Origin of the sequence: Enterococcus sp. DIV1224, assembly GCF_050555455.1 — a bacterium.
Classification (GTDB): domain Bacteria; phylum Bacillota; class Bacilli; order Lactobacillales; family Enterococcaceae; genus Enterococcus_B; species Enterococcus_B lactis.
In genome coordinates this window covers 1,127,311-1,139,791 of sequence record NZ_CP187859.1, presented here as the reverse complement: position 1 = coordinate 1,139,791, position 12,481 = coordinate 1,127,311, and the positions used below count along the sequence as shown (strand labels likewise).

Sequence of the window (12,481 nt, the reverse complement as noted above, 5' to 3'; positions counted from 1 at the left end):
AAAAAATAAAAAACCAGTCTTTTTTTGACTGGTTTCCTACTTTATTTGACTATTATCAAACTGTTTTATCGTTTGTTATTTTCGCTTCTTGTTTTTTTCATATAAACAGTAGCAGGTTTTCTTTCCTTATGAAGAAGGTAATAATAAAGTCCCATCCCACCAAACATGACCAAGAAACCGATGACTGATCGAATAGGAAAATTAGGAACAAAAAAGAGACAGACGGATAATAATGATGCTGGAACCATTATTCGATAATAAAGTTGTTTATCCATTTTCTTCACCTCATATTTTTTGTAAAGTAATCAATTGTTCTAATTCGCGATAATCTAAAAACTGCACACGCAGATGCTTCTCGCCTTTCTTGACATCAAATTGGACACTACGCCGTTTTTTCTTTATTCGTTTGAAGGCAATATCAGAGAGCCTGTGTTTGATTTCCTTTAACGGTAAATCCGGCAGTGCTTCAGAAGGAACATAGATTCTTAATGATAAAAGATAATCTTGATATTTCTCATCTGTTACCTCTACTTCTAGATATTCCCTGATGTAATAACAATACGCTTCGATTCCATTGTCCAAAGCAACAGTCGGATCGATGATCTTATAGCACATCATGCGCGCGCGATTCTCGTCAACCCAAGGAAAATACGCCTGAGCATTCAGTGTTCCGCGGACACGTCTTTCTTTATAATTTCCTCCTTGAATATCATAACTTTTCGTTACAAAGAACGAGGCATTTTTTTTTGGAACAGGTTGCATCTGCGCATTTTGATACTGGACAGATTGAATCGTATGATCAGTATAAATGTATTCAACAAATGGTGGTTTCAACAATCCCACGCCGTTATCCCAAGCAAGGTGGTCAAACCCAAGCTGGTCTCTAAAATAGGATTGGAAGAGCTGATTGTTTGTTTTTTGCCAATTGAATGGGTCTCGATAAAGCTGGATATATATGACTTCATTATCTAATTCTTTCACTTTTTCTACTTGTTGTGTATCGAGAAAAATCGGTTTTGGGATAATCTGATGGTAATAGTGACTGTAATACATTTCCCAGCATGAGGTAAAACATAAGCCTTGATAAAAAAGATCGTAGCCTGGAAATTGATTGCAATCCACTACTACGTCGCCATTTTTCTGTTTCATTTTAGGTAAACGTTCGATTTCATCCATCGTCTCAAACAGCAGCCGCTGGGGAATCTGTTTTGTATTGTGATAGATAAACTCGCTATACGCTCTCATATAAGCAAACACACCATGGGCAATCATTTTTTTCTGAATGAAATCTCGAATCAAAAACTGGTTTTCTTTGAAAACAGAGATAGCCAATACATTTTTTATCAACAATTGATTGCCTTCCAAACGAAAACTACACTCGTTCTCGTCATTCCCTACAACTAACCAGCTTTCGTCTCTTACCGATGCGAGCATTATTTTTTCTTGCAGTTTCCTAAGATTATACGGGTCCGCTTGTTTAGTGAAAGAGCGGATAAATGTTGGCTGGATCAACAGACGTGTCAAAACAGCCCAATCGCTTATTTCCTGTTTTTTTTCTTCATCATCTAAGTTTGTGAGCTGGATAGTCATTAATAATTTATCTTCACCAATCATTTTCTCACCTCTTTCAAATCTTTTTATAATTTAATTATAACGAATGATAAAGAAAAACTAAAACTTTTTGTCTTGGAAACCAATTTTAGGTATTACATGGTAAACTAAGTAAAAAAGGAACAAAGAGGTGTTCGCGATGGGATTGAAATTTGAACGTACAGACAATTTAGATAAACTTTTCGAATCATTTGCTGTCGATCCGAAAAAAACAGTTGCGCCAAAAGAAGAAATCGATCGGTTTCTAAAACCGCAACCACAAAAAGAAAAGAAAAAAGACAAGAAACAAAAGTAAGATAAGTTCTGCAAAAAAAAGACTTACCAGCCAAACTTTTATGGAAGAGTTTGACTGGTAAGTCTTTTTTATTCTTTTTATGATTCGATTGCTTGTTCGATTGCTGCCCATGCTTCTTCTTTTCCTTGTTTTGTAACGGAAGAAAAAAGAATAAATGTGTCATTATGATCAAAATCCAATGCTTTTTTGATCTCGCTTTCATGCTTGTTCCATTTACCGCGAGGAATCTTATCTGCCTTAGTAGCAACAACGATCACAGGGATATCATAATACTTCAAAAATTGATACATCTGGATATCTTCTTGAGAAGGCTTATGGCGCAGATCTACTAAAGAAACGACCGCACGTAGTTGTTCTCTGGTCGTTAAATATGTCTCGATCATCTTTCCCCATTTTGCTCGTTCAGTTTTGGATACTTTTGCATACCCGTATCCTGGAACATCGACAAAATGCAATGCATTCTCAATCAAATAAAAATTCAAGGTCTGGGTCTTTCCAGGCTTACCGGAAATACGCGCTAAATTCTTTCGATCAATCAATGTGTTGATAAAAGAAGATTTCCCTACATTTGATCGCCCTGCCAGAGCTATTTCCGGCAATTGTGTCTCTGGATATTGTTTTGGGGACACTGCACTTATGATGATTTCAGCTTGATGGACTTTCATGGTCTCTCTCCTTAAAAAGGTGATGAATAAAGCAAGCGGCTGTCGTAAAAGCCAAAATGACTTTTACGGCAGCCTCTTCTCATCAACCCGCTTTTTTCTCTGAATCTTTATAGATCACTGTTGGCTCACCAGACAATTCAGCTGCTTCTTTGGTGATAATCACTTTTTCGATGTTTTCATTTGAAGGAATATCAAACATCACATCCATCATGATTTCTTCGATGATAGAACGAAGACCTCGAGCACCAGTGTTGCGTTCGATTGCTTTTTTCGCAATAGCTCTCAACGCTTCAGGTTCGAATTCAAGTTCAGTATCATCTAGAGAAAGAAGTTTTTGATATTGTTTGACTAACGCATTTTTTGGCTCAGTCAAGATCCGTACCAGATCATCTGTTGTCAATTTTTCTAAAGCTGCCATAACAGGTAATCGTCCGATAAACTCAGGAATCAATCCGAATTTCAGCAAATCTTCAGGAATGATATGCTGCATGACGCTTTCGTCTTCAGAAAGTTTTTGGTTCTGCGTACCAAATCCAATCGTTTTTTCGCCCATACGGTTCTTCACGATTGTTTCGATACCATCAAACGCCCCACCTACGATGAACAAGATATTCGTCGTATCGATCTGGATAAATTCTTGATGTGGATGTTTACGTCCTCCCTGAGGCGGAACACTTGCAACAGTTCCTTCTAGAATCTTCAGCAAGGCTTGTTGGACACCTTCACCGGAAACATCACGAGTGATGGATACATTTTCGCTTTTACGCGCGATTTTATCGATCTCATCAATATAGATGATCCCTTTTTCTGCACGTTCCACATTGTAATCAGCAGACTGGAGCAATTTAAGCAAAATGTTTTCTACATCTTCACCCACATAACCAGCTTCTGTCAAACTTGTCGCATCTGCGATTGCAAAAGGTACATTCAACGTTTTTGCTAATGTTTGTGCCAAAAATGTTTTCCCTGACCCTGTAGGTCCGATCAAGCAGATATTGCTTTTTTGTAGTTCAACATCATCTGTGTTCTCTTGTGCTTGCTGATTGACACGTTTGTAGTGATTGTATACAGCGACAGCTAACGAGCGTTTTGCGCGATCTTGTCCAATCACGTAGTTATTCAATACTTCAAGAATTTCTAGTGGTTTAGGGACTTCAGTGAATTCGCGTACAGCTTCTTCATAAAATTCTTCATCAATGATCTCTTTACATAGGTCGATACATTCATTACAGATGTAGACCCCTGGACCAGCTACGATTTTTTTCACTTCTTCTTGGGTTTTCCCACAAAAAGAACAGCGTACGGTCTCATTGCTACTTGGATTGTCATACATGGTCTTCACCCCTTAACTTGCAAAAAGTATGCAAGAAACTATCAGAGACTTTACAGTCTTTTACTATCATAACATAGTTTAGTAAAAAGAAAAAGTGTTTAACAAAGGATCGATTGACCTATATCTTTGTATATTTTCACGCTTAGCAAAAAATAAGGGACTGTGACAACAAACATGTCACAGTCCCTTATTTCATAACCTCTATTACTTAATTTCTATTCTTTTGCTTCTGTCGCTGTACCCGTGATCAATTCGATTGCTTTTTTCATTGTCACATCATGTTCCAGCATATCTTCTGTCAACACGCGTTTGATTTGTTCGATTGGCATGTTGTATGTTTCTGATAATTCTTGGATTTCTGCATTGATTTCTTCTTCTGTTGCTTGAAGATTTTCAGCAGCTGCAATTGCTTCGATCACAAGATTTGTTCTTGTGCGCATTTCTGCTTCACCTTCGAATTGTTTATGCAAGTCTTCTTCTGTAGAACCAGTTAATTGATAGTACATTTCAGGAGAGATACCTTGACGTTGCATGTTGTTCAAGAATTCGTCCATTGAACGATGTACTTCATCATGAACCATCACGTGTGGCAATTCAACGATTTCTGCGTTTTCAACAGCCATACGGATTGCTGCTTCATCTTTTGCATCGTCCGCTGCTTTTTCTTTTGTTTCTACTAATTCTTTGCGATATTTTTCTTTCAATTCGTCTAATGTTGATACTTCGTCATCCACATCTTTTGCGAATTCGTCATCTAATTCAGGCACTTCTTTTGCTTTTACTTCATGGATTGTCACTTTGAAAACTGCTTCTTTTCCAGCAAGATCTTCTGCTTGATAATCTTCTGGGAAAGTTACATTTACATCTAGACTTTCACCTGATTTATGACCAACTAATTGATCTTCAAATCCTGGAATGAATGAACCTGAACCTAATTCAAGTGAGTAATTTTCGCCTTTTCCGCCATCAAACGCTTCGCCATCTACAAAGCCTTCGAAGTCGATTACTACTGTATCGCCATTTTCAGCTGCAGCATCTTCTTTGATAACTAATTCAGCTTGTGCTTCTTGTTCACGTTTGATACGTGCATCCACGTCAGCATCTGTTACTTCACGGTCTTGTTTTTCAACAACTAGATCTTTATATTGTCCTAATTTTACTTCTGGTTTCACTGTTACTTCAGCAGTGATTACCCAGTCTTGACCTTTTTCCATGCTTTCAACATCGATTTTTGGTTGAGAAACAGGGTCGATGCCAGCTTCTTTGACAGCAGCTTCATAAGCTTCTGGTAATACAGCATTCAATGCATCTTCATATAAAGCTTCTTCACCGTACATACGGTTGAATACTTGACGAGAAACTTTCCCTTTACGGAATCCAGGTACGTTCAAGCTTTTTTTCACTTTATTAAACGCAGTTGTTAATCCTTTTTGGATTTCGTCTTGCGCAATCGTAAATTTTAAAACACCATCATTCGTGCCTTTTTTTTCAAATGTTGCAGTCATTTAATTCCCTCCGAGTTTAGAAATTCATTTTATACATCAAAAACGTTTCATGCATACCTTTAAATAGTACACTAACCCTTTCAAATTGTAAACATATTGAATGGGTAGAATCCTTGTTTTTCATAACATTTTTATCTTTCTCACTGATAAAATCTAATGGAAGAAGATCATTTGCTGCAAAATTTTCTCTCGTTTTTTAAAAAAATCTTGTTTTTCATCTTCCGTACCATCATACATCGTTTTTCCTGTACATGCCTCTACAGTCAGTTGAAACCAACGCCTCGGGTCTTCAATGTATGTATCATAGACAGGATAAACGATTGCAGATTGCAACGTAAATTCTTCTTTCAGCACCGAACTAAGTAGCGCATCTTCATTCCCGTAATGATCTGAAAACACACACAATTGTCGATAACTTGACTGTTGCTGTGGCTTAGGCAAATCTTTGGGTATGACTTTGACTAGTTTTTCTTCAATCGTCAAATAGAAAACAGGGTTGCATTCATTCAATTGCCTGAGTGTCTCCAGCAATTTTGCCCTCGCTAAAATATGGACCTCTGGTAATACAATCAGTTTACTCGCTGTTTGGATAAACTCATGGTAAGGAAGCTGTTCGATCTCCTCGATAGACGACAGCTGACGTGCTGGTTCCAATGAAGGAAGTTCCTCCGATTTTTTATGGAGTGCCTTGACTTTTTGCCTCTCCATTTGTCCGGACAATTCTTCTGCAAATTGGATTTTTTCAATGATACGCTGCTCAAAAGATTCATAAAAATCTGTACTTGCTATCAATTTTCTAGCATATAAAAAATCTTGTGCACTGATTAACAAGTCAAAATAAAATTCAGCAAACTCCTCGTTTTGAAGATACTGTTTTTCATGTAAGAGTGCTTGTTTCAACGCTTCTTTTTTCTCGTCTAACTCATAAAGACAAAAAACAAGCAGGCTATTAGCCTCAAAGCTTTCTTTCAACTCGTAAGCACGTTGAAATAGTTCTTTTGCCTGCTGATATTGCTGGTTTGCTAGTGCTTGTTGGGCCACTCGCATTAAATTCTCATATTTTTCTGGAAAATCAATCGGCTTCACGCAGTGTCCTCCTCTTACTTATGTTCAGCTCATGTTCAATAGTAGCAAAACAAAAAAAGCATGACAATTAAAAATAATCGAAGCATCCTCTAAAAGCTAGATTTTTGATCTGACTTTTAGAAGATGCTTCAAACTACTGTTTTTTATGGATCATCAGCTGTTAACTTCTTGGTTGAATGCTTTGATCAGATTAATCGTAACGACACTTGTATTAGTGAAAAGATCTCCCAGATGCTGCTTTTTCTGATTAAAGATTGCTGGAATATACCCTAACATCAGCAAAGGAAACTTTAGAATGAACCGACAAGCACCTTCTCTAACTAAAACAGTTGACCAGCTAAGTTCTTCTTCATCAAAACTGATGACTCGAATACCGAAGATCATTTTCCCAATCGTTTGGCCATGATTGAGTTTCGTCAATAAAACAAAATACGCTAAATAAATGAGTAATGCTGTGAATCCATAGAGACTCAAATACGAATCTGAAAAATTCAGCCAACCTAGATTTTTGGCAATACCAAGTGTTAAACGTGTAATAGCTCCGATACACAAAAGATCGATCAAGAAGGCAAACATTCGGATCAAAAAACCTGCATAGAAATAATGAGGAAAATCATTTGCTTTTGGTGGTTCATTTTTTGTGTCAGTATACTTTTTCCATTTCCGTTGTTTCTTTTTGATTTCTTCTGACGTCATCGGTTCTCTTTCAAAAGAGCTCAGCACCTTTTGGGAAAAGCTTGGATCAGGTCCCACAGCAGGCTGCTGTTGCCTCTCTCTTCCTTGTTCCTTATTTTCGTTTGGAAGTTCCGTCATGCTTACTCACCTCCGTAATAATACATTGCTTTTGGTGATTCTGCAGTTCCGAGATTCTCAAGTATTGATAAGATCTGACTAGTTTCAGAAGATTTCAATCCTTGGAACTCTGCCAGTTTGCTCCCTAACCATGTGCTGGCAAATCCAGATGATGCGGAGGAATATTCTACTAATTCAGCATCTTCAAGTTTTTGTTCCTTTCGCATAGCTTGTAAGGCGTCTTCAGGGAATCCCAATTCATCGACTAAACCTACTTCTTTTGCTTGGACACCATCATAAATCCTTCCATCTGCTATTTTTTTGACTGCTTCTTCAGATTTATTCCGTCCCTCGCTAACGATTCTTACAAATCGTTGATACGCACTGTCAATATACGCTTGAAGCACTGCTTCCTCTTCTTTTGTCTCTGGGCGTGTTCCTGAACCCATATCTTTCAATGCGCCACTTTTCACTGTTGTGTCTTCCACACCCAGTTTTTCTAAAAGCCCTGAATAATTCAATCCTGACATGATCACACCAATTGAACCGGTCACTGTTTCTTCGGTTGCAAAGATTTTATCTGCTTGAGCAGAAATATAGTAACCACCGCTAGCTGCCATGTTTTTCATACTGACATACATCGGGATATCATGTTCTTTACGGATCGTATCTAATTTCTTAGCGATTTCCGCACTTTCATAGACACCGCCACCAGGAGAGTTTACTTCTAAAAAGATTCCTTTGACTGTTGGATCTTCTTCCACAGCTTTCAGTTGTTCCATGAAATTTTCATGGTTATAACCTTCAGAAGCAAATAAACCAGAAGATCCTCCTGCAGCAATCGTTCCATCTACTGTTAGTTTTACGATTTTTTGCGTACTGTCTCCCTCTTCCAACACATTTGGTACTAACTCTTCATCCCCGTATAACCAACTGTTCAACCCTTCGACTTGATTGTTTTCCTGAGGCTTAGTCAAACTCGCCGAAACTAACGAAACCACAAATAATCCCGCAGCAATCAGAACTGCTGCCCAACGTTTTTTATTCATTCTTTCTCCTTTCTAATACAAGTTTTTTATGACAATTACAGTTTCTGACTGCTCGGAAGCGTCGAACCGCTCTGCTTTTTCTTCACGCGCATACCCGGAAAATGATTCTTTTGTCCATTCATCTTCTACCGTAAACTCTCGCGCTTGGACAACTTCCAAGGCATCAGGTGCGATTTCCTGGATGCTATCCCAACCAGTATCTAAAAATATTTTTGTATCATCTGATACACCAGCTGATGCTTCAAATTCGGACAATTGTTTTTTTAACATTCCAAGTGTCATGATTTCAATTTTTGAATCCATTTTTCTCCTCCTTCATCCTATTACTTTCTATTGTACCGAACTCCTGAAAAAGATGATAGATAAAAACCGATTATTTTTTGATACAAAACGCACACCCAAAAGGCAATTAGATATATACCAATTTATTTTTATTCTTTTTTTGTTGACAAAAACATTCGCAAAAGGGTATGATTTTAAATGTTTCCAGATAAAAAACAAAAAAGGAGGATAGTTATACCTTTTAGGATAGCGCCTGGTCTGTGTAAACAGATGACGAGGAGAGGGTTTATCGAAAGATTCGGCGGATGACCCTAGGGACTGCACTCTACAGAAGATCCACAAAAAGTATCTGCAAAGATAAAACAAAAGGATTTTCCTGCAGCTGGAAGCATTCATACGAATTCATTATAGAAAGTAGGATGTTTTTTATGTGCGGAATTGTTGGAATGATTGGATTAAAAAATGTAACACCAGGATTGATTGGCGGGCTAGAAAAATTGGAATACCGCGGTTATGATTCAGCTGGCATCTTTGTCTCAGATGGCACGACAGATCATTTAGTCAAAGCACAAGGCAGAATCCAAAATTTAAAAGATAGAATAACTTCTGATACTACAGGAAATATAGGCATCGGCCATACACGTTGGGCAACCCACGGACAACCATCTGAGGAAAATGCCCATCCACATACTTCACAAAGCGGACGTTTCGTGCTCGTCCATAATGGCGTGATCGAAAACTTCGAAGAACTTAAAAATGCTTATTTAACAGATGATCACTTTATCGGTGAGACAGATACTGAGATTATCGCTCATCTGATTGAAACTTTTGCGAAGGATATGACGGCAAAAGAGGCATTTTTAAAAGCTTTGCGCATCATCAAAGGTTCTTATGCTTTCGCTTTGATTGATCGTACAACACCTGATGTGATTTATGTAGCAAAAAACAAAAGCCCATTGTTAGTCGGACTTGGTGATGGATTCAATGTGATTGCCAGCGATGCAATGGCTATGCTTGCTCATACGAAGAAATTCGTCGAGGTCGAAGATGAAGAGATGGTTACCGTTACATCAGACAAAATTATTATCCAAAATTTTGCGGGCGACATTATGGAACGTTCTTCATTTGAAGCGCAAGTAGATGCTTCAGATATCGAGAAAGGCACCTATCCTTTTTATATGCTGAAAGAAATCGACGAACAGCCTATTATCATGCGCCGTATTGCTCAAAAATACGTAACAGAAGACAATCGGGTCCCTCTTGATCCAAAACTGATCGGTACATTATCTGACAGCGATCGAATCTACATCGTTGCTTGCGGAACTAGTTACCATGCGGGATTAGCTGGTAAACAGACTTTGGAAGAATTGACACAGATTCCTGTCGAGGTTCATTTAGCTAGTGAATTCGGCTATAACACACCTCTTCTTTCAAAAAAACCATTCTTTATTTTCTTGAGTCAAAGTGGCGAAACAGCGGACAGTCGGCAAGTGCTGGTAAAAATCAACCGTCTTGGCTATCCTTCGCTTACGATTACAAATGTTGCTGGCTCTACTCTTTCGCGAGAAGCATCCTTCACCCTATTGTTGCATGCCGGACCTGAGATTGCAGTAGCATCAACGAAAGCTTATACTGCACAAATAGCAGTATTGACTTTATTAGCCAAAGCTATCGGTGACAAAAAAGAAGTAGAAACTTCTCTTTCGTTCGATATCACTCATGAATTGAGTTTAGTCGCAAATGCGATGGAATCGGTCATTGCCCAGAAAGATTATTTAGAGGAGCTGGCTGCAGAATACCTCAGTGACACAAGAAATGCTTTTTATATCGGACGCGGGGCAGACTACAACGTTTCTCTTGAAGCCGCTTTGAAATTGAAAGAAATCAGTTACATCCAGGCAGAAGGTTTTGCTGCTGGTGAATTGAAACACGGAACAATTGCTTTGATTGAAGAAGGAACACCCGTGATCGGAATCATCAGTGAAGAAGTGACTGGCGCGCATACTCGAGGTAATCTGAAAGAAGTCGAAAGCCGTGGTGCTAAAACATTAGTTATCGTCTCAGAAGGATTAGAAAAGGAAAATGACCAACTAGTACTGCCAGCAGTCCACCCTTATCTGTCTACTCTTGCCACAGTCGTACCGACTCAATTACTTGCCTATTACGCTACACTGTTACGAGGGTTTGACGTTGACAAGCCACGTAATCTGGCGAAATCAGTGACAGTTGAGTAACGTTTCTGTACGGGAAATCATTTGATTTTTGCAGTCTTTTGTAAAAAAATAAAAGCATAGTATGTACCGAACACCAAAAAATTTGATTTTTAGTGTTCGGTATTTTTACTTTATTTCCCGTTTACTTTTTAAAACCTCGTTTCAATAAATCGTTCACTTTCTCTGTCTATAATATTGGAGTTCCTTTAATAATTTGACTTTTAATTCCGTTTCTTCAACTACTTCAAGTAAATCAAACCCTTTTTGCATTAATTTTGTATCGTTTTGGCAGTACCCCAATCTTACGAAGATCGTGCCTAGAAAATCAGCTCGTTTTGCTCGTTTCGCAATATCTTTTGCTAGATTCAACATGTATCGGCCATCTTCTACAAGATTTTTTTGTATATATATTTGAGAGATATTCATCAAAAGTGTCAGCCTTACTGTATCGACAACATCCAATCGATTATATCTATCAAGCGTAGCTAATAGAATCGGATACATTATTTCTAACGTGCTGATTTCTAGATGAAATGAAATGATCGCAAATATTTGAATATCTCTTAATGTCCACACCTCTATTTTTGAAAGCCGCTGCCAAATCGGAGTCACCAACCCTTTGCATTCTGTTTTATCAAAGTCTATAGGATCAGCAGATAAATACAAGCGTAAAATCAACAGGATTTCTTCTATTTTTTTATCTGAACAAGTAAATGTAAATTCTAAACATCGTCTATACAACTTTCTTATCTGTGCACTTTCTGTATTTGAAATAATAGAATAAAAATCCTCAATAAGCCTTGTACGATTATCTCTATTCTCTATATTTGCCAAATATCTAAATTCATCTAAAGATACATCTATCCTCTCTAATAAATAACAAGCATTTTCAAACCTTGGCTCCGTCTCATTTTTTTCAATCCGCGAAAGAGTTGTCCTATCTAAAAAATCATTACAAACTTCTTTTTGAGTCATTCCTTTCCCTTTCCTTATATATCGATACATTTCGCCAAACCTCAATTTTTTCTCCCTCCAAAATTTTTGTGAGCTTATGCAACAAATCTACCAAAAACAATTCGATGATTATAAAATATAAGGGTAACAAAGAAACTATTATACTCATATTATAACAAAAACAAAATGGAGGTTGTCCTATGATAAGAAAAATGCTTATTATTTTTGTCACTACAATTGTTGTTTCCTCACTCGTCCTGACTTCTACTGCAATCGTCTCCCTTGCTTCTGAATTAGATACTACCACTATCAAGGCTGATGTTTACAAAAATGATAGTTATATAGATACTAACGGCAATAGAGGGACTGGTAGAATAACCTTGACTGAAGCACGCTGGAGTTCTACCTATGATTTTCGATGGTAACAAAATTAACGCTCTTACGCTGGTCTATTCTCTTTTTTGATAGTATAGTTGCTTCTCTTGTTTTGTACTTCCTTATTGCGGACGGGCAAAACTATTATTACGTCTATCTATTGGCTCAAATTCCTAGTTATATTATTCTTGATCATATCCACAAAAAAATAGGATTAAAAGCAGATAGAGCGCCCAAACGTGCTATTTTACTAGTGATGTTGATTTTTTTCATCTCTTACATTGGTATAATATTTCTTACACAATATGTTTTTAAATAAAA

General features: G+C 37.6%; 13 protein-coding genes. 3 read left to right on the top strand and 10 right to left on the bottom strand.

The features are described 5' to 3' along the window. Nucleotides 1-65: 65 nt before the first annotated feature. Together IGK53_RS05545 and IGK53_RS05540 are read right to left on the bottom strand one after the other, a co-directional pair. Nucleotides 66-275 carry a hypothetical protein gene (locus IGK53_RS05545; RefSeq protein ID WP_002297541.1) on the bottom strand — a complete coding sequence of 70 codons (210 nt, stop codon included), beginning with the start codon at nucleotides 273-275 and terminating at the stop codon, nucleotides 66-68. Nucleotides 276-285: 10 nt separating this feature from the next. After that, entirely contained in the window at nucleotides 286-1,614 is a 1,329-nt protein-coding gene (locus IGK53_RS05540) for a hypothetical protein (protein WP_002329302.1), read from the bottom strand. A 136-nt stretch (nucleotides 1,615-1,750) separates the two neighbouring features. On the opposite strand from IGK53_RS05540, the gene IGK53_RS05535 reads away from it, so the two are divergent. Further along, nucleotides 1,751-1,906 (top strand): SPJ_0845 family protein, encoded by a 156-nt coding sequence (locus tag IGK53_RS05535; protein WP_002329303.1) that lies wholly within the window; start codon nucleotides 1,751-1,753, stop codon nucleotides 1,904-1,906. Nucleotides 1,907-1,983: 77 nt separating this feature from the next. On the opposite strand, the gene yihA is transcribed toward IGK53_RS05535, so the two are convergent. The 7 genes from yihA to IGK53_RS05500 all read right to left on the bottom strand — a co-directional run bounded on the left by yihA (nucleotide 1,984) and on the right by IGK53_RS05500 (nucleotide 8,639). Next, nucleotides 1,984-2,571 carry a ribosome biogenesis GTP-binding protein YihA/YsxC gene (gene yihA / locus IGK53_RS05530; protein ID WP_002329304.1) on the bottom strand — a complete coding sequence of 196 codons (588 nt, stop codon included), beginning with the start codon at nucleotides 2,569-2,571 and terminating at the stop codon, nucleotides 1,984-1,986. 82 nt (nucleotides 2,572-2,653) lie between these two features. Next, complete coding sequence (gene clpX, locus IGK53_RS05525) at nucleotides 2,654-3,904, bottom strand: ATP-dependent Clp protease ATP-binding subunit ClpX (RefSeq protein WP_002292068.1); 1,251 nt, start codon at nucleotides 3,902-3,904, stop codon at nucleotides 2,654-2,656. A gap of 215 nt (nucleotides 3,905-4,119) precedes the next feature. Continuing rightward, nucleotides 4,120-5,409: a trigger factor gene (gene tig, locus IGK53_RS05520; protein WP_002292069.1), complete on the bottom strand. Its 1,290-nt coding sequence runs from the start codon at nucleotides 5,407-5,409 to the stop codon at nucleotides 4,120-4,122. A 153-nt stretch (nucleotides 5,410-5,562) separates the two neighbouring features. Further along, on the bottom strand, nucleotides 5,563-6,495 hold the full coding sequence (locus IGK53_RS05515) for a tetratricopeptide repeat protein (RefSeq protein ID WP_002314849.1): 933 nt from the start codon (nucleotides 6,493-6,495) through the stop codon (nucleotides 5,563-5,565). A 153-nt stretch (nucleotides 6,496-6,648) separates the two neighbouring features. After that, nucleotides 6,649-7,308 (bottom strand): RDD family protein, encoded by a 660-nt coding sequence (locus tag IGK53_RS05510; RefSeq protein ID WP_002329305.1) that lies wholly within the window; start codon nucleotides 7,306-7,308, stop codon nucleotides 6,649-6,651. A gap of 2 nt (nucleotides 7,309-7,310) precedes the next feature. Further along, nucleotides 7,311-8,336, bottom strand: a complete 1,026-nt coding sequence (sppA, locus tag IGK53_RS05505; RefSeq protein ID WP_002314847.1) for a signal peptide peptidase SppA — start codon at nucleotides 8,334-8,336, stop codon at nucleotides 7,311-7,313. 12 nt (nucleotides 8,337-8,348) lie between these two features. Beyond that, entirely contained in the window at nucleotides 8,349-8,639 is a 291-nt protein-coding gene (locus IGK53_RS05500; protein ID WP_002297551.1) for a hypothetical protein, read from the bottom strand. A 407-nt stretch (nucleotides 8,640-9,046) separates the two neighbouring features. Between IGK53_RS05500 and glmS the strand changes: the two genes are divergently transcribed. Continuing rightward, on the top strand, nucleotides 9,047-10,852 hold the full coding sequence (glmS, locus tag IGK53_RS05495; protein WP_002329306.1) for a glutamine--fructose-6-phosphate transaminase (isomerizing): 1,806 nt from the start codon (nucleotides 9,047-9,049) through the stop codon (nucleotides 10,850-10,852). A gap of 153 nt (nucleotides 10,853-11,005) precedes the next feature. Here glmS and IGK53_RS05490 read toward each other — a convergent pair whose 3' ends face one another. Beyond that, complete coding sequence (locus IGK53_RS05490) at nucleotides 11,006-11,836, bottom strand: helix-turn-helix domain-containing protein (protein ID WP_002329307.1); 831 nt, start codon at nucleotides 11,834-11,836, stop codon at nucleotides 11,006-11,008. A gap of 149 nt (nucleotides 11,837-11,985) precedes the next feature. On the opposite strand from IGK53_RS05490, the gene IGK53_RS05485 reads away from it, so the two are divergent. Beyond that, entirely contained in the window at nucleotides 11,986-12,210 is a 225-nt protein-coding gene (locus IGK53_RS05485; protein WP_002329308.1) for a hypothetical protein, read from the top strand. Nucleotides 12,211-12,481 lie beyond the last annotated feature (271 nt).